Source organism: Kitasatospora sp. NPDC057965, from assembly GCF_042887135.1.
Taxonomy (GTDB): domain Bacteria; phylum Actinomycetota; class Actinomycetes; order Streptomycetales; family Streptomycetaceae; genus Kitasatospora.
The window spans coordinates 1-16,485 of record NZ_JBHVPZ010000035.1 but is presented as its reverse complement, the minus strand read 5'-3'; the positions used below and the strand labels follow the sequence as shown (position 1 = coordinate 16,485).

The window sequence follows — 16,485 nt, the reverse complement described above, 5'->3', positions numbered from 1 at the left end:
CCCGGAAAGAGCGAACGCTGCGCGACACGTGCGTTACCGGGCGTTGAAGTACTTCGCCTCGGGGTGGTGGATCACGATCGCGTCGGTCGACTGCTCCGGGTGCAGCTGGAACTCCTCGGAGAGCACCACGCCGATCCGCTCGGGCTTCAGCAGCTCGGCGATCTTGGCACGGTCCTCCAGCTCCGGGCAGGCGCCGTAGCCCAGCGAGAAGCGGGCGCCGCGGTACTTGAGCGCGAACATGTCCTTGACGTCCTGCGGGTCCTCGTCGCCGAAGCCCAGCTCGTAGCGGACCCGGGCGTGCCAGAACTCGGCCAGCGCCTCGGCCAGCTGGACGGACAGCCCGTGCAGCTCCAGGTAGTCGCGGTAGGAGTTGTTCGCGAACAGCTCGTTGGCCGCCTCGGAGATCCGGTTGCCCATGGTGACCACCTGCAGGCCCACCACGTCGCGCACCCCGGACTCCTCCGGGCGGAAGAAGTCCGCCAGGCACAGCCGCCGTCCGCGCCGCTGGCGCGGGAAGGTGAAGCGGGTCCGCTCGGTGCCGTCCTCGTGGAAGACGATCAGGTCGTCGCCCTTGGAGTTGGCCGGGAAGTAGCCGTAGACCACGGCCGCCTCCAGCCAGCCCTCGGTCTGCAGCCGGTCCAGCCACATCCGCAGCCGCGGCCGGCCCTCGGTCTCCACCAGTTCCTCGTAGGACGGTCCCTCGCCGGTGCGGGCGGCCTTCAGCCCCCACTGGCCCTTGAACAGCGCGTCCTCGTCCAGCCAGGAGGCGTAGTCGGCGAACGGCACGCCCTTGACGATCCGCTCGCCCCAGAACGGCGGGGCCGGCACCCGGTTGTCCAGCGCCACGTCGGAGCGGATCTGGCCGAGGTTGACCTCCTCCGGCTCCTCGACCTCCACCCGGGCGTGCCGGCGCTGCTTGAGCTCCGGCAGCACGGCGCCGGGCACCCCGCGCTTGACCGCGATCAGCGCGTCCATCAGCCGCAGGCCCTCGAAGGCGTCCCGGGCGTAGCGGACCTCGCCCTCGTAGATCTCGTGCAGGTCCTGCTCGACGTAGGCGCGGGTCAGCGCGGCGCCCCCGAGGATCACCGGGAACTGGGCCGCCAGCTTGCGCTGGTTCAGCTCCTCCAGGTTCTCCTTCATGATCACGGTGGACTTCACCAGCAGGCCGGACATCCCGATGACGTCCGCGTTGTGCTCCTGCGCGGCGTCCAGGATCGCCGAGACCGGCTGCTTGATGCCCAGGTTGACGACGTTGTAGCCGTTGTTGGACAGGATGATGTCGACCAGGTTCTTGCCGATGTCGTGGACGTCGCCCTTCACGGTGGCCAGCACGATGGTGCCCTTGCCCTCCGAGTCGGACTTCTCCATGTACGGCTCCAGGTGCGCCACCGCGGACTTCATCACCTCGGCGGACTGGAGCACGAACGGCAGCTGCATCTGGCCGGAGCCGAACAGCTCGCCGACCACCTTCATGCCGGACAGCAGGGTGTCGTTGATGATCTCCAGCGCCGGGCGGGCCGTCAGCGCCTCGTCCAGGTCGGCCTCCAGGCCGTTCCGCTCTCCGTCGATGATCCGGCGCTGGAGCCGCTCCTCCAGCGGCAGCGCGGCCAGCTCCTCCGCCTTGGACGCCTTGACCGAGGCCGAGGAGACGCCCTCGAACAGCTCCAGCAGGCGCTGCAGCGGGTCGTAGCCCTCCCGGCGGCGGTCGTAGACCAGGTCGAGCGCGGCCTCGCGCTGGTCCTCCGGGATCCGCGAGATCGGCAGGATCTTGGAGGCGTGCACGATCGCCGAGTCCAGGCCGGCCTCCACGCACTCGTGCAGGAAGACCGAGTTGAGGACCACCCGGGCGGCCGGGTTGAGGCCGAAGGAGATGTTGGACAGGCCCAGCGTGGTCTGCACCGCCGGGCGGCGGCGCTTCAGCTCGCGGATCGCCTCGATGGTCTCGATGCCGTCCCGGCGGGACTCCTCCTGACCGGTCGCCAGGGTGAAGGTCAGACAGTCGACCAGGATCGAGCCCTCGTCGATGCCGTAGTCCGCGGTGAGCTCGGCGATCAGCCGCTCGGCGATCCCGACCTTCTTGTCGGCGGTGCGGGCCTGGCCCTCCTCGTCGATGGTGAGCGCGATCAGGCCGGCGCCGTGCTCGCGGGCCAGCGCGGCGATCCGGCCGAAGCGGGACTCCGGGGCGTTGCCGTCCTCGTAGTTGACCGAGTTGAGCACCGCGCGGCCGCCCAGCGCCTCCAGACCCGCCCGCAGCACCTCCGGCTCGGTGGAGTCCAGCACGATCGGCAGGGTCGAGGCGGTGGCCAGCCGGGCGGCGATCTCCTTCATGTCGGCGACGCCGTCGCGCCCGACGTAGTCCACGCACAGGTCCAGCAGGTGCGAGCCGTCCCGGATCTGGTCGCGGGCGATCTCCACACAGGCCTGCCAGTCGCCGGCCAGCATCGACTCGCGGAACTTCTTGGAGCCGTTGGCGTTGGTGCGCTCGCCGATCGCCAGGTACGAGGTGTCCTGGCGGAACGGCACCGACTGGTACAGCGAGGCGGCGGCCGGCTCCGGGCGCGGGTCGCGCGCGGCCACCGGGCGGCCCTGCACCCGCTCGACCACCTGGCGCAGGTGCTCGGGCGTGGTGCCGCAGCAGCCGCCGACCAGCGACAGCCCGTACTCGCGGGTGAAGACGTCGTGCGCGTCGGCCAGCTCGACCGGGCTCAGCGGGTAGTGCGCGCCGTCCTTGCCCAGCACCGGCAGACCGGCGTTCGGCATGCAGGACAGGCCGATCCGGGCGTTCTTCGCCAGGTAGCGCAGGTGCTCGCTCATCTCGGCCGGGCCGGTGGCGCAGTTCAGGCCGATGTAGTCCACGCCCAGCGGCTCCAGGGCGGTCAGCGCCGCGCCGATCTCCGAGCCGAGCAGCATGGTGCCGGTGGTCTCCACGGTCACCTGGACCAGCACCGGCAGGTCCACGCCCGCCTCGGCCAGCGCCTGCTTGGAGCCCAGGATCGCGGCCTTGGTCTGCAGCAGGTCCTGGCTGGTCTCCACCAGCAGGGCGTCCGCGCCACCGGCGATCAGGCCGGCCGCGTTCTGCCGGAAGCCCTCGCGCAGCGTCTCGTACGGGGCGTGGCCGAGGGTCGGCAGCTTGGTGCCGGGGCCGATCGAGCCGAGCACCCAGCGCAGCCGGCCGTCCTCGGCGCCGTGCGCGTCGGCGGCCTCGCGGGCCAGCCGGGCGCCCGCCTCGGAGAGCTCGAAGACGCGGTCGGCGATCTCGTACTCGCCGAGCGCGGAGTGGTTGGCACCGAAGGTGTTGGTCTCCACGCAGTCCACGCCCACCGCGAAGTAGGCGTCGTGCACCGAGCGGACGATGTCGGGCCGGGTGAGGTTGAGGACCTCGTTGCAGCCCTCCAGGTTCTGGAAGTCCTCCAGCGTGGGGTCCTGTGCCTGGAGCATGGTGCCCATCGCACCGTCGGCGACCACCACACGGGTGGCGAGCGCCTCGCGCAGCGCGTTCGCGCGGCTCTGCTGGGTGACGGACGGGGTGGCTGCAGTGGCCATGGGGCTTCTCCCTGGGTGCGACGGCTGTCGGCTTTGCGAACCCGCTGGATCGGGGACGCACGTGGCCAGGGTATCCGGCCATCGCCGGGTGGTGACCACCAGTTCCGTATCCTGAGTGCTCGGCCCTGAGGGGGGAGCCCACGGCATGACCACATTCCGGACACGTTTTCGAGACGGGGCGCGCGGGGCGCTGCGCCGGACCGGAGCCCGCGCGGAGGCGCTGCGGGCCCGCTGGCGCGGCTGGTCCCGGTGGCGGAAGGCCCTGGTGGTGGCGGTGGCGGCGCTCGCCGTGGTGGCCGTGCCGGTCGGTTCGGCGGCGCTCGCGCTGCGCCTGCAGTACGTCGGCGACCCCTCCCCCGAGGCCCGCACCCGGGGCCGCGACGCCGTCTGGCTCGGCCATGCCTGGGTGGACGGCCGGAAGGGTGACGACGACGTCGCCGGGCTCGCCCGGCGGCTGGCCGGCACCGGCGTGCGCGACCTCTACGTGCACACCGGCCCACTGGAGCACGACGGCTCGCTGCCGCCCTCCGTGCACCCCCGCGCGCGGTGGTTCACCGAGGCCGCGCACCGGGCGCTGCCCGGGATCCGGGTGCAGGGCTGGCTCGGCGACGAGGTGAAGCCGGAGAAGGACGGCCTCGACCTGGAGGACGCCGCCACCCGCGAGCGGGTCACCGCCTCCGCCGGCCAGGTGCTGGACCAGGGCTTCGACGGCGTGCACTTCGACATGGAGCCGATCCGGCCCGGCTCCAAGGGCTGGCTGGACCTGCTGGAGCGGGTCCGCCCGGTCACCGCCGGGCGCGGCGCGGTGCTGTCGGTGGCCGCCCCGCAGATCGACCCGCTGCCGTACCAGCACAACCTGGGCATCGCGCTCACCGGCCACGGCAAGTGGTGGGACCAGGCGTACTTCGCCGCCACCGCCCGCCGGGTCGACCAGATCGCGCTGATGACCTACGACTCCAGCATGCCGACCGAGGGGTTCTACGGCGGCTACAACGCCTACCAGACCGAGCTCGCCCTGGAGGCCACGCCGGAGGACGTCGACCTGCTGATGGGCCTGCCGTTCTACTGGGAGGACGAGTGGGGTCACTGGGGCGACGCCGAGACGGTGAACGCCGGGATCCGGGGCATCCGGCTGGGCCTGGGCCGCCACGACATCGGGCGGCGCAACTTCGGCGTCGGGCTGTACGTGGACTTCGCGGCCACCGAGCAGAACTGGGCCGACTACCGGCGCGAGTGGGTGCGATAGGTCTCGCCCCGCGGATCAGCCCGGGGCCGTCCGGTGGGCGAGCGCGGCCAGGAAGCGGTGCACGGTGGCCCCCTCGCCGGTCACGTAGTGCGAGACCGCCCGGTACAGCGGCTGGTACACCTCGCCGCGCTCGGTGACGGTGAGCGTGCAGCCCGCGCCGACCGCGGTCAGGGTGAAGGTCCAGGTGCCGCCGTACGGCAGGTCGGGGTCGGCGATGCCGGTCACCAGGCGGTGCGGGGCCTCGCTCTCCACCACCTCGTACACGGTGTGCCCGTGCCGGCCGACCTCGCGCCAGCGCGGGCGGCCGGCGGCGGTGGCGGGCAGCCGCTCGACGAGCACCACGTCCGGGCGCCAGGCCGGGAAGAGGTCGACGTCGGTCAGCACGTCCCAGACCTCGGCGGGCGTCCGGGCCAGCTCCAGGCCGCCCCCGCTGAGGTGCTCCACCGGCAGCCGCCGTCCCGCGGCCCAGGCCACCGCGCCCGCCGCCGCCACCCCGGCCGCGCCCGCCGCCAGGGCCGCCGCCGCGGCACCCGCCCACCGCCGTCCACTCATCCGCCGGCTCCTCGCTGCCACGCCGTCCGGCCCCCGCCTCCCATCATCGCGCCGTCGCCGCGCTGTGGCACGGGCGGGCGGGCGGTGACGCTGGATAACCGGTGGATCGTGGGCGTCCGCTCCCCCAGACTGTCCCGGTGGCCCGCCGGAACGGGGCTTCAAAGCCCGTAGGCTGGGCAGGTAGGGAACCATGGAGCGAGGCGTTCCATGGGTGACGAGAGGTTCGACCGTCGGCATCCGGCCCGCCGGCGCCCGGGCAGTCCCGGCCGGGCGGGGCGGAGGCGGCCGACCGGAGGGAGACGCTGGGTGATCGAGCTGGAAGATGTTCCCGAGTTGATCGACCCGGTGATGGTCTGCGCCTTCGAGGGGTGGAACGACGCCGGCGACGCCGCCTCGGCGGCCCTGGCGCATCTGGACGAGACCTGGGGCGGCAAGGTGTTCGCCGCGCTCGACGCGGAGGACTACTACGACTTCCAGGTCAACCGGCCGACCGTCTGGCTGGACGGCGGGGTGCGCCGGATCACCTGGCCGACCACCAGACTCTCGGTGATCCGGGTGACCGAGCCGAAGACCCGGGACGTCGTCCTGGTGCGCGGCATCGAGCCGAGCATGCGCTGGCGCTCGTTCTGCAACGAGCTGCTGGGCTTCGCGCACGAGCTGGGCGTCGAGCTGGTGGTGATCCTGGGCGCGCTGCTCGGCGACACCCCGCACAGCCGTCCGGTGCCGGTCAGCGGTGTCACCTCGGACCCCGAGCTGGCCCGCCGGCTGGAGCTGGAGGAGAGCCGCTACGAGGGCCCGACCGGGATCGTCGGGGTGCTGCAGGAGGCCTGCACGCACGCCGGGGTGCCGGCGGTGACGCTCTGGGCCGCGGTGCCGCACTACGTCGCGCAGCCGCCGAACCCCAAGGCCACCCTGGCGCTGATCAACAAGCTGGAGGACCTGCTGGACCTGCGCATCCCGCCGGGCGACCTCGGCGAGGACGCCCGGGCCTGGCAGCTGGGCGTGGACCAGCTGGCCGCCGAGGACAGCGAGGTCGCCGAGTACGTCCAGCAGCTGGAGGAGGCGCAGGACACCGCGGAGCTGCCGGAGGCCTCGGGCGACGCGATCGCCCGCGAGTTCGAGCGCTACCTGCGGCGCCGGGAGAACGTCGGGCCGACCGGGGAGAAGCCGGTCGCCGGGCACGCCACGGTGGAGCGGCCGGCCGATCCGGAGCCGCCGGCCGGCCGGGACGGCCAGGACGGCGCCGAGGAGGAGTGAGCCGCCTCGGCCCGTCGGCACGGACGCCGAAGGGGCGCCGGGACCAGTGGTCCCGGCGCCCCTTCGCCGTTTGTCAGAGGGCCACGCCGAGCAGCGCGTCCACGGTGCGGGTGACCAGACCGGGGGCGCCGATGTCGGTGCCGCCGTCGGCCTGCTGCGCGGCGGCCCAGCGGTCCACCGCGGCCAGCGCGGCGGGCGCGTCCAGGTCGTTCGCGAGCGCCTCGCGGACCTCGCCGAGCAGCTGCTCGGCGGCCGGCCCGTCCGGCCGGGAGACCGCCGCGCGCCAGCGGGCGAGCCGCTCCACGGCCTCGTCCAGGGTGGCCTTGGTCCACTCCCAGTCTTCGCGGTAGTGGTGCGAGAGCAGGGCGAGGCGGATCGCGGCCGGGTCGACGCCGTCCCGGCGCAGCGCCGAGACGAAGACCAGGTTGCCGCGGGACTTGGACATCTTGTGGCCGTCCAGGCCGACCATGCCGGCGTGCACGTAGGCCCTGGCGTAGGGGTGCTCGCCGCAGGCGACCTGGGCGTGCGAGGCGCCCATCTCGTGGTGCGGGAAGGAGAGGTCGCTGCCGCCGCCCTGGATGTCGAAGGACATGCCGAGGTACTGCAGCGCGATGGCGACGCACTCGATGTGCCAGCCGGGGCGGCCGTGGCCGAGCTCGGTGTCCCAGGCGGGCTCGCCGGGGCGGGCCGCGAGCCAGAGCAGGGCATCCAGCGGGTGGCGCTTGCCGGGGCGGTCCGGGTCGCCGCCGCGCTCGGCGAAGACCGGGCGCATGGCCTCGCGGGTGAGGCCGGAGACCTCGCCGAAGTGCGGGTCGGCGTCGACCGAGAAGTAGATGTCGCCGTCCAGTTCGTAGGCGGCCCCGCTCGCCAGCAGCTTCTGGACCAGCGGGACGATCCACGGGATCGACTCGACGGCGCCGATGTAGTGGGCCGGCGGGAGCAGCCGCAGCGCGGTCATGTCCTCGCGGAAGAGCGCGGTCTCGCGCTCGGCGAGGGCCACCCAGTCCTGGCCGGTCTCGACCGCGCGCTGCAGCAGCGGGTCGTCGACGTCGGTGACGTTCTGCACGTAGAGGACGTCGTGGCCGGCGTCCTTCCACACCCGCTGCACCAGGTCGAAGGCGTTGTAGGTGGCGGCGTGGCCCATGTGGGTCGCGTCGTAGGGGGTGATGCCGCAGACGTAGATCCGGGCGGTGCCGTCCTGCGGGACGACCTCCCGGATGCCTCCCGTCGCGGTGTCGTGGATTCGGAGGGGGAGCCCCTGACCAGGCAGGGCGGGAACCTCGGAGGCGGGCCAGGCATGCATGGCATTGACTTTAACCGTGAGAACATTTGAAAGCCTAACCAGTCGGCAAGATCGACTGGATTCGCTTCCTTTCGTGGCCCGAGCGGTTCCGGACCGATAGTGCCCGGCGCTTGACAGCGCCGGGCGACGCCCGGATCCGCCCCGCGCACGGCCTCGCGGGGCGGACCGGGCGGACGGCCGCCCGGCCGGCCCTGCCGCCGACCGGGCGTCCGTGACCCTCTGGGCTCGCGGCCGGAGCCGCTACAGCCGCTGCCAGAGGGCCGGCACGTTCGGCGGCTCCCACCCGACGAAGGCGGTGTGCGCCTGGAGGCACACGTAGGAGACGCCGGCGTAGGTGACGCGGTCACCCGCCTTGTAGGCGGTGCCCGCGGCCCAGGTGGTGGTGCCGCCGGTCTGGGTCGGCGTCGGCGTGGTGGGCGTGGTGGTCGGGGTGCCCGACGGGGTCGGGGTCTGCGCCACGTTGAGCACGAAGTCGTACGTGCCCTCCTTGGCCGACCCGACCTGGCGGACGTTCATCAGCAGCCGGGCGTCGTAGATGGTGTCCGTGCTGTTGCGCGGCTCGCCCGGGAAGTACAGCTGGGTGGTGACCACCGGCCGGCCCGGCGCCTGGAGCTTGACGTGGATGTGCCGGGTGCGGCCCGGGTAGAGGCCGGGCACGATCGTGGTGAGGCTGAAGGCGCCCTGGGCGTTGGTGAACTGGTGCCCGCGGAAGGTGAAGCCGACGTTGTCGTAGTCACCGTTCACGTCGGCCTGCCAGAAGTCCATCAGGACGTTGCCGATCGGCTGGCAGGCCCGGCCGAAGACGTAGCCGCTGACGGTGAGCCGGGTGCCCGGGGTGCTGTCGGTGATCAGCGAGGTGCGCAGCGGGGAGTTGGGCTTGAAGTACGGGCCCTCGGTCTGCTCGATGGTCGGGGCGTCGCCGTCGTGGCACTCCGGGGTGAGGTCCAGCAGCTCGCCGCTGCCGGCCCGGTCGCGGGCCAGGGCGACGCCGCCGCCGACCAGCAGCGGTGCGGTGCCGAGCACGGCGGCGGCCCGGAGGACGGTCTTGCGGCTGATCCGGCGGTCGATCGGACCGTCCGTCCCGGTGAGGGGCTCTTCGGACGCGGGCATGCGCCGACTCCTTCGCTGTGAGTGTGGGGGATCTGGTGGTTCCGTCCGGGGGCGGCCCTTGCCATGGTGGGGGCATGACAAGGACCGGGCCGACGGGCCGCCCGCTCGCGCCGGGCGGTCCGCCGGTGGCCCGCAGTCAACCTACGGTCCGTCGGGAGCGGCCGCGATGGACGTGATCCGGGGATCGTGGTGATTTCCTCCGACCCTCGTCCGGAACTCCCCCGGCGTCATCCCGGTCTCCCTGCGGAAGAACCGGCAGAAGTACGCCGGATCGCCGAAACCGGCCTCCCTGGAGACCTGGCGCACCGTCAGTTCGGTGCAGGCCAGCAGGCGTTTGGCCTCCAGCGTCTGCTGCTGGCGGATCAGCCGGCCCGGGGTGCGGCCGGTCGCCTGCTTGACCGTCGCCTGCAGGTGGCCCGGGGAGACGCCCAGCTCGTGCGCGCAGGAGGCGACCGAGCGCTGCACTCCGCCCGGGGTGGCGATCAGCCGGGTGAAGGCGGCCGCGAGGTCCCCGGTGCGGCCGGGCAGTCCGCCCCCGCCGCCGGGCGAACAGGCCCGCAGGGCACGCACGATGAGGATGTGCAGGCTGGCCCGCAGCACGCCCGGGTAGCCGGCCGGCCTGGCCCGGTACTCGGCCTCCATGTCCGCCAGCAGCCCGGCGATCGGCGCGGCGTGCTCCCCCAGCCGCACCGCCGGGCGGGAGGCCAGGGTGCGCAGCGCGGAGCGGTCCTGCGGATGATCCAGCAGGAAGTCCTCGTTGAACAGCACGACCTGTCCGACGAGGTCGTCCGCGTCCGCCCAGTAGTGCACCTGACCGGGGGCGATCACGCACAACTGCGGGGGCTGCACCGGCCGCTGGACCAGGTCCAGGACGTGGGCGCCGCGCCCGCCGGTGAGGAAGACGATCTCGTAGAAGGAGTGCCGGTGGGGGAAGCCTGCCCGGGAGAGCGGGCCGATGGCGTCGAAACTGCCGATCGCGAACGGGAGCAGATGCGGCAGCGGGACCTGGAGGCGGTGCAGCGGCAGGTCCAGGTGGGGGGTGGTCCGTCGCTCGTCCATCGTCGCAGTGTGCTGCCCGCACGGCACACCGGTCCAGACCATTACCGGCTGAGCGGGCCGCTGCTCCGTCGGATCGAGGGCTCGAACCGCCTTCGAACCCTCGGCTCGGCGGGCCGCCCGGCCGTCAGATCGGCGGCCAGGGGATGGACGGCCAGTCCTCGGAGGGCAGCGGGTGGGTGCCGGTGGCGAGCAGCGCGGCCACCCGGGCGCGGGCGGCGTCCAGTTCGGCGGCGGTCAGGTGCGGGGCCAGCCGCTCCCCCAGCGCCCCGTCCAGCCGCTCGGCCAGCCCGGTCAGCACGGCGGTCGCCTCGGCGGGCAGCGGCTGCCCGGCCCAGCCCCACAGCAGGGTGCGCAGCTTGCCCTCGGTGTTGAAGGTGACGCCGTGGTCGATGCCGTAGAGCCGGCCGTCGGCGGCCGGGATCAGGTGGCCGCCCTTGCGGTCGGCGTTGTTGAGGACGGCGTCCAGCACCGCCAGCCGGCGCAGCCGCGCGTCGTCGGGGTGGACCAGCAGCGCGGTGCGGCCGTCGCCGACCTCGGCGCGGACGATCGGCAGCCAGCCGTCCTCGGGGCCGCGCGGGTCCTGCAGCGCGAGCAGCGGGGCGGCGTCCGGGTCGGGCTCCACCCACAGCTGCACCATGCCGGGGCCGTGCGGGCCCTCGCGCAGCACGGTCGGCGGCACCAGGCCCCAGCCGGTGGCGGCGGACAGCTCGTACGCGGCCACCTCGCGGCCGGCCAGGGTGCCGTCCGGGAAGTCCCAGAGCGGCCGCTCGCCGGCCACCGGCTTGTAGACGGCCTGCGCCGAACGGCCGTCGGCGGCGGTGACGGTGCAGTAGAGGGCGGCGTTGGAGGCGTCGGTGAGCCGGCCGTGCACGGTCAGCGCGCCCTCGCGCAGCAGTCGCAGCGCGGTGGGCGGGTCGGCGGCCAGGGCGGCGGCCTCGGCGGGGTCGGACCGCGGCGGCTCCGGCGGGTCGGCGGGCCGGGCGGTCGGCGTGTTCAGCGCCGGTACCCGTTCGCGCGCGGGCACAGGTGGCCCTCCGGGTCGAGCGGCAGGTTGCAGAACGGGCAGGGCTTGCGGCCGGCCGCGACGAGGTCCAGCGCCCGCTTGGCGAACACCCGGGCCATCGCGCCGGAGAGCCGCACCCGGAGCATGTCGGGGCCGTTCTCGTCGTCCTCGAAGACGGCGGCGCCCTCGCCCTCGCCCTCCTCGTCCTCGACCAGCGCCTGGGCCTCGACCACCAGGCAGCTGTCCACGGCGTCCCAGGCGAGCGCCATCGTGCCGACCCGGAACTCCTGCTCCAGCGGCAGGTCCAGCGGCGCGGTGTCGAGCAGGTCCTGCGGGGCGCTGGCCGGGATGGTGGCCTCGCCGCCGCTGCGGCGCAGCGCCTCGTCGAGGACCTCGTCGATCCGCTCGGCGAGCGCGGCGACCTGGGTCTTCTCCAGCAGCACGCTGGTGATCCGCCCACGGGCGCTGGCCTGCAGGTAGAACGCCCGGGCGCCGGGCTGGCCGACGGTGCCGGCCACGAACCGTTCGGGCTGGTCGTAGAAGAAGACCTGACGGGTCACGCTCTCGCTCCGGGTCGTATCGATCGTCGTGGGCGCCGGCGGACGCCGCTGGGGTCGGTCGGGGTCGGGGCTGGGTGGTCCGGGGTACCCGGGCCGGCGGCGCGGGGACCCACTGGTCACCCTACGACCTCCGGGGCCGCACCGGGGAGCCGAGCCCCGGGCCGGGGCCGGACGGGGCCGGGCGGACGGCTCAGGCCGCGCCGGTGGAGCCGCCGACCACCGCGTCCCCGGCGGGCCCGCCCGGGCGCCCGCCGGGGCCGGCCGGCCGCGGGGCGAGGGCGGCGAGGTCGCCGGTGTCGCCCATCCGCAGCACGAAGGGCCGGCGCGCGGTGTAGCGGATCGCGGTGACCGAGCACGGGTCGACGTTGATCCGCTGGAAGTGGTCGAGGTGCAGGCCAAGCGCGTCGGCCACCACCGCCTTGATCACGTCGCCGTGCGAGCAGGCGATCCAGACCGCGTCCTCGCCGTGCTCGGCGGCGATCTTCTCGTTCCACTCGCGGACCGCGCCCACCGTGCGGTGGCTCAGCTCGCGCAGCGATTCGCCACCGGGGAAGGCGGCCGCCGCGGCGTGGTCCTGGACGGTGCGCCACAGCGGCTCCTTGGCCAGCTCGGCCAGCGGCCGGCCGGTCCACTCGCCGTAGTGGCACTCGCCGAGCCGCTCGTCCAGCGCCGGGCCGGCCAGCTCGGGGCGGCCGGCCAGCAGCGGCTCCAGGGTCTGCCGGCAGCGCTCCAGCGGGCTGCTGACCGCCTGGACCAGCGGGACCGGGGCGAGCCGGGCGGCGAGCGCGGCGGCCTGCGCGCGCCCGGTGTCGTCGAGCTCCACCCCGGGCGTCCAGCCGGCCAGGATTCCGGCGGTGTTCGCGGTGGAGCGGCCGTGGCGGACGAGCAGCAGGGTGGGCATGGGGCCTACCCTACGGCCTCCCGGGCCGGGCCGGGTCCGCCCGTGGATCCCGCCCGGGAGGCGGGCCGGGAGCGGGGCCGGGGCCGCGCCGGAGCGCCGGTACCGGGACGAAAGCCGTCGCGGCGGATGTTTCGCGACCGGCCGAGGGGCCACAATGGCCCGCATGATCGTCCATTGCGCCATCTACCGCGACGGCCGCCCGGTCGCGACGCCCGCGGACCCCGCCGGCAGCCTCGCCGCCGCGCGCGCGGCGGGCCCGGGCGGCTTCGTCTGGATAGGCCTGTTCGAGCCCACCGCCGAGGAACTCGACCGGGTCGGCGCCGAGTTCGGGCTGCACCCGCTGGCCGTCGAGGACGCCGTCACCGCCCACCAGCGCCCCAAGGTGGAGGCGTACCAGGGCTCGCTGTTCGTGGCGCTCAAGACCCTCGGCTACCACCCCGGCAGCCACGCGGTGACCGGCGGCGAGGTGATGGTCTTCGTCGGCGAGGACTTCGTGATGACCGTCCGGCACGGCACCGACAGCCCGCTCAGCGAGCTGCGCTCCCAGCTGGAGCAGCGGCCGGAGGTGCTCAGGTACGGCCCGAGCGCCGTGCTGCACTCGGTCTGCGACACGGTGGTGGACGGCTACGTGGACGTGGCCGTCGGCATCCAGGCGGACCTCGACGAGCTGGAGGCGGACGTCTTCTCGCCCGGCCGGGTGAGCAGCGACGTCGCCGGCCGGATCTACGGCTACAAGCGGCAGCTGGTGACCGCCCGCCGGGCCACCGGGCCGCTGGTCGAGCCGATGATGCGGCTGGAACGCGGCGGCGTGCCGTACGTGCGGGCCGAGGCGCTGCCGTACCTGCGGGACGTCTCCGACCACCTGGCCCGCGCCAACGACCAGGTGGAGGGCATGGACCGGCTGCTGTCGGACATCCTGTCGGCCAACCTGGCGCAGGTCAGCGTGCAGCAGAACAACGACATGCGGAAGATCTCCGCCTGGGCGGCGCTGGCCGCCGTGCCGACGATGATCGCCGGCGTGTACGGCATGAACTTCCAGGACATGCCCGAGCTGCGCCAGCCGTGGGGCTACCCGGCGGCGCTCTCGCTGATGGCGGTGGTCTGCGTGGTACTGCACCGGGTGTTCAAGCGGCACGACTGGCTGTAGCGCCGCCGGTCGTAGCGCCGCCCCCAGGTGTCCACCGGGGGACGGCGGCCGCCGGGGCCCGTCACGCCAGGCCGGCGCGCTCCAGGGCCTCGACGCCGGTGCGCAGCGCCGTGATCCGCTCGTCCAGCGTGAAGCCGGCCGGGGCGAGGGTGAGCGTGGTGACGCCCGCGTCGGCGTAGGCCTGCATCCGGTCGGCGATCCGGGCGGTGTCGCCGATCAGCGAGGTGGCGTCGATCAGGTCGCGCGGGACGGCGGCGCCGGCGCCCGCGTAGTCCTTGGCCAGGTAACGCTCCTGGACCTCGTCGGCGGCCCGCTCGTAGCCCATCCGGCGGGCGAGCTGGTTGTAGAAGTTCTTCTCCTTGCTGCCCATGCCGCCGATGTAGAGCGCCGTGTAGCCGCGCTGGGAGTCGATGCCCGCCTCGATGTCCTCACCGACGGCGATGGCGACGGTCGGGCAGACGTCGAAGCCGTCGAACTCCTTGCCGGGCTCGGCGCCGGCCTTGGCGCGGCCGGCCCTCAGCGGGTCGAGGGAGAGCGCGGCGTGCGCCGGGTCGAAGAAGATGCCGAGCCAGCCGTCGGCGATCTCGCCGGTCTGCTCCAGGTTCTTCGGGCCGATCGCGGCGATGTACAGCGGGATGTGCTCGCGCACCGGGTGCACGGTGAGCTTGATCGGCTTGCCGGGGCCGCCGGGCAGCGGCAGCGTCCAGTGGGCGCCGTCGTGGACCAGCCGCTCCCGGGACATCGCCTTGCGGATGATCTCCACGTACTCGCGGGTGCGGGCCAGCGGCTTGTCGAACTTCACGCCGTACCAGCCCTCGGAGACCTGCGGGCCGGAGACGCCGAGACCGAGCCGGAAGCGGCCGCCGGAGAGGGTGTCCAGGGTGGCGGCGGTCATCGCGGTCATCGCCGGGGTGCGCGCCGGGATCTGGAAGATGGCCGAGCCGACGTCGATCCGCTCGGTCCTGGCGGCGACGTAGGAGAGCACGGTGGCCGCGTCCGAGCCGTACGCCTCGGCGGCCCAGCAGACCGCGTAGCCGAGCCGGTCGGCCTCCTGGGCGACGGCGATGTTGTCGGCGTCCATGCCGAGTCCCCAGTAGCCGAGGTTGATGCCGAGTCGCATGGGCACTGCCTTCCAGTCCGGTTGCTCGTGAGCGCGACGACGCGTCCGGGCGACATGCTACTGGCCGGTAGCAGTGTTCCGGGTCACATTTCGGCACCCGTCCGCCGCACCCCGGTCCGGCGCGGCCGACGGTGATCTTCCTGCGGGTCTGCGCACCTGCCCGGGCACCGGCCGCTACGCTCAGCCGACGTGGGGCGCCGCGTCCCACCTGCGGGTTTGTCCCGCGGGCACGCCGCCCCGCAGCGTTCCGCCACCGCACCTTCGGCCAGTGAGAGGGCCCGTCCGATGGAACAGCGTCACCTCGGCCGCACCGGGCTGCAGGTCTCCCGGCTCGGTCTCGGCACCATGACCTGGGGCCGCGACACCGACGAGCAGGAGGCCGCCGAGCAGCTCAAGGAGTTCGTCGACGCCGGCGGCAACCTCGTCGACACCGCCGACGTCTACGCCGACGGCGACGCCGAGTACCTGCTCTCCCGACTCACCGACGGCCTGATTCCGCGCTCCGACCTGGTCATCGCCACCAAGGCGGGCAGCGTGCCGGCCTCCGGCCGCCGGTTCGACGGCTCGCGCGGCCACCTGCTCGCCGCGCTCGACGCCTCGCTGCGCCGGCTCGGCACCGACTACGTCGACCTCTGGCAGGTGCACGCCTTCGACCCGGCCACCCCCGTCGAGGAGACCCTGAGCGCCCTGGACATCGCGGTCTCCTCCGGCCGCGCCCGCTACGTCGGGGTCTGCGACTTCAGCGGCTGGCAGCTCGCCAAGGCCGCCACCTGGCAGCACGCCCACCACGGCCGGGTGCCGCTGGCCGGGGCGCAGCTGGAGTACTCGCTGCTGCAGCGCGGCATCGAGCGCGAGGCGCTGCCGGCCGCCCGGGACGCCGGGGTGGGCCTGCTGGCCGGCTCCCCGCTCGGGCGCGGCGTGCTCACCGGCAAGTACCGGCACGGCCTGCCGCCGGACTCGCGCGGCGCCTCGCCCTACCTGTCCGGGTTCGTCCAGCCCTACCTCGGGGAACGCGCCCGGCGGATCGTGGACGCCGTCGCCACCGCCGCCGACGGGCTGGCCAGCAGCCCGCTGGCGGTCGCGCTCGCCTGGGTTCGGGACCGCCCCGGCGTGGCGAGCGCGCTGGTCGGGGCGCGGACCGTGGGACAGCTGCAGGCGGCGCTGTCGGTGGAGGCGCTTACGCTTCCGGAGGAGATCCGCGGTGCGCTCGACGACATCTCGGCGCCGGTCCACCGCTACCCCGACCAGGGGTGGAGCGAGCTGTAGCGGCCGCCCGCCCCCGCGACCCGAGCCTGCCCGAACCGACCGACCGCCGGCCCGGCCGCCCCGTGCGGCCCCGGACCGGCCCGACCCGGCCGACCGCCCGCACCACGGGGCGGGCGGCGCCCAGCATGTGGAGTTGAGCTTTTGTGGAGCGGACGATGACTGACGCGGAGAACGGCGCTCCGGAGGAGACCCCGGCGGGCTCGGGCGGCGACGGTGCGGCCGGCGGCACGGGCGTCGTCCCCGGGCAGGCGTCGTCGCCGGACACGGCCGGGCAGGGCGCTTCCGACCAGGGCGCGGCGGTCGCCGGTGACCCGGCGGGTGCCGACCCGGCGGAACGGGCTGCGGCCGTCGCGGCGCTGGCGGAGCGGGTGCGCTCGGTCGGCCGGTCCGCCGGGGGCCCCGACGGCCCGGCCCCCGC

The 16,485-nt window shown here is 74.2% G+C and carries 13 protein-coding genes and 1 pseudogene; 5 read left to right on the top strand and 9 right to left on the bottom strand.

What is annotated here, in order from left to right:
- Positions 1-33: 33 nt before the first annotated feature.
- Positions 34-3,543 carry a methionine synthase gene (metH, locus tag ACFVVU_RS32980; protein ID WP_380685867.1) on the bottom strand — a complete coding sequence of 1,170 codons (3,510 nt, stop codon included), beginning with the start codon at positions 3,541-3,543 and terminating at the stop codon, positions 34-36.
- A 145-nt stretch (positions 3,544-3,688) separates the two neighbouring features.
- Between metH and ACFVVU_RS32975 the strand changes: the two genes are divergently transcribed.
- Positions 3,689-4,789 (top strand): hypothetical protein, encoded by a 1,101-nt coding sequence (locus ACFVVU_RS32975; RefSeq protein ID WP_387793781.1) that lies wholly within the window; start codon positions 3,689-3,691, stop codon positions 4,787-4,789.
- A gap of 15 nt (positions 4,790-4,804) precedes the next feature.
- Here the strand turns inward: ACFVVU_RS32975 and ACFVVU_RS32970 are convergent, their stop codons facing one another.
- Entirely contained in the window at positions 4,805-5,341 is a 537-nt protein-coding gene (locus tag ACFVVU_RS32970; RefSeq protein ID WP_380685863.1) for an SRPBCC domain-containing protein, read from the bottom strand.
- 306 nt (positions 5,342-5,647) lie between these two features.
- Here ACFVVU_RS32970 and ACFVVU_RS32965 point away from each other — a divergent pair, with 306 nt between their 5' ends.
- Entirely contained in the window at positions 5,648-6,598 is a 951-nt protein-coding gene (locus tag ACFVVU_RS32965) for a PAC2 family protein (RefSeq protein ID WP_380685861.1), read from the top strand.
- 73 nt (positions 6,599-6,671) lie between these two features.
- On the opposite strand, the gene mshC is transcribed toward ACFVVU_RS32965, so the two are convergent.
- The 6 genes from mshC to ACFVVU_RS32935 form a co-directional block, all read right to left on the bottom strand.
- Positions 6,672-7,901: a cysteine--1-D-myo-inosityl 2-amino-2-deoxy-alpha-D-glucopyranoside ligase gene (mshC, locus tag ACFVVU_RS32960; RefSeq protein ID WP_387793780.1), complete on the bottom strand. Its 1,230-nt coding sequence runs from the start codon at positions 7,899-7,901 to the stop codon at positions 6,672-6,674.
- Between the two features lie 240 nt (positions 7,902-8,141).
- Positions 8,142-9,011: a carbohydrate-binding protein gene (locus ACFVVU_RS32955; RefSeq protein ID WP_380686284.1), complete on the bottom strand. Its 870-nt coding sequence runs from the start codon at positions 9,009-9,011 to the stop codon at positions 8,142-8,144.
- 141 nt (positions 9,012-9,152) lie between these two features.
- Entirely contained in the window at positions 9,153-10,070 is a 918-nt protein-coding gene (locus ACFVVU_RS32950; protein ID WP_380686282.1) for an AraC family transcriptional regulator, read from the bottom strand.
- Between the two features lie 124 nt (positions 10,071-10,194).
- The gene (locus ACFVVU_RS32945; RefSeq protein ID WP_387793796.1) at positions 10,195-10,995 is read right to left on the bottom strand and encodes an SCO1664 family protein; all 801 of its coding nucleotides are present in this window, start codon (positions 10,993-10,995) and stop codon (positions 10,195-10,197) included.
- 68 nt (positions 10,996-11,063) lie between these two features.
- Positions 11,064-11,633, bottom strand: a complete 570-nt coding sequence (locus ACFVVU_RS32940; protein WP_380686281.1) for a DUF3090 domain-containing protein — start codon at positions 11,631-11,633, stop codon at positions 11,064-11,066.
- Positions 11,634-11,823: 190 nt separating this feature from the next.
- A complete protein-coding gene (locus tag ACFVVU_RS32935) occupies positions 11,824-12,534 on the bottom strand; it encodes an MSMEG_4193 family putative phosphomutase (RefSeq protein ID WP_380686279.1) in 711 nt (236 codons plus the stop codon).
- A 154-nt stretch (positions 12,535-12,688) separates the two neighbouring features.
- Between ACFVVU_RS32935 and ACFVVU_RS32930 the strand changes: the two genes are divergently transcribed.
- A complete protein-coding gene (locus ACFVVU_RS32930; RefSeq protein WP_380686277.1) occupies positions 12,689-13,681 on the top strand; it encodes a magnesium and cobalt transport protein CorA in 993 nt (330 codons plus the stop codon).
- A 61-nt stretch (positions 13,682-13,742) separates the two neighbouring features.
- On the opposite strand, the gene ACFVVU_RS32925 is transcribed toward ACFVVU_RS32930, so the two are convergent.
- Entirely contained in the window at positions 13,743-14,801 is a 1,059-nt protein-coding gene (locus ACFVVU_RS32925) for an LLM class F420-dependent oxidoreductase (RefSeq protein WP_387793779.1), read from the bottom strand.
- Between the two features lie 285 nt (positions 14,802-15,086).
- Here ACFVVU_RS32925 and ACFVVU_RS32920 point away from each other — a divergent pair, with 285 nt between their 5' ends.
- The gene (locus tag ACFVVU_RS32920) at positions 15,087-16,067 is read left to right on the top strand and encodes an aldo/keto reductase (RefSeq protein WP_380686273.1); all 981 of its coding nucleotides are present in this window, start codon (positions 15,087-15,089) and stop codon (positions 16,065-16,067) included.
- Between the two features lie 155 nt (positions 16,068-16,222).
- Positions 16,223-16,485, top strand: a pseudogene (locus ACFVVU_RS32915) (adenylate/guanylate cyclase domain-containing protein); the annotation flags it as partial.

What these genes read in the sequence shown, in the direction of transcription:
- metH (WP_380685867.1), bottom strand. Translation starts at nt 3,543, where the DNA reads ATGGCCACTGCAGCCACCCCGTCCGTCACCCAGCAGAGCCGCGCGAAC.
- ACFVVU_RS32975 (WP_387793781.1), top strand. Translation starts at nt 3,689, where the DNA reads ATGACCACATTCCGGACACGTTTTCGAGACGGGGCGCGCGGGGCGCTG.
- ACFVVU_RS32970 (WP_380685863.1), bottom strand. Translation starts at nt 5,341, where the DNA reads ATGAGTGGACGGCGGTGGGCGGGTGCCGCGGCGGCGGCCCTGGCGGCG.
- mshC (WP_387793780.1), bottom strand. Translation starts at nt 7,901, where the DNA reads ATGCATGCCTGGCCCGCCTCCGAGGTTCCCGCCCTGCCTGGTCAGGGG.
- ACFVVU_RS32955 (WP_380686284.1), bottom strand. Translation starts at nt 9,011, where the DNA reads ATGCCCGCGTCCGAAGAGCCCCTCACCGGGACGGACGGTCCGATCGAC.
- ACFVVU_RS32950 (WP_380686282.1), bottom strand. Translation starts at nt 10,070, where the DNA reads ATGGACGAGCGACGGACCACCCCCCACCTGGACCTGCCGCTGCACCGC.
- ACFVVU_RS32935 (WP_380686279.1), bottom strand. Translation starts at nt 12,534, where the DNA reads ATGCCCACCCTGCTGCTCGTCCGCCACGGCCGCTCCACCGCGAACACC.
- ACFVVU_RS32930 (WP_380686277.1), top strand. Translation starts at nt 12,689, where the DNA reads ATGGCCCGCATGATCGTCCATTGCGCCATCTACCGCGACGGCCGCCCG.
- ACFVVU_RS32925 (WP_387793779.1), bottom strand. Translation starts at nt 14,801, where the DNA reads ATGCGACTCGGCATCAACCTCGGCTACTGGGGACTCGGCATGGACGCC.
- ACFVVU_RS32920 (WP_380686273.1), top strand. Translation starts at nt 15,087, where the DNA reads ATGGAACAGCGTCACCTCGGCCGCACCGGGCTGCAGGTCTCCCGGCTC.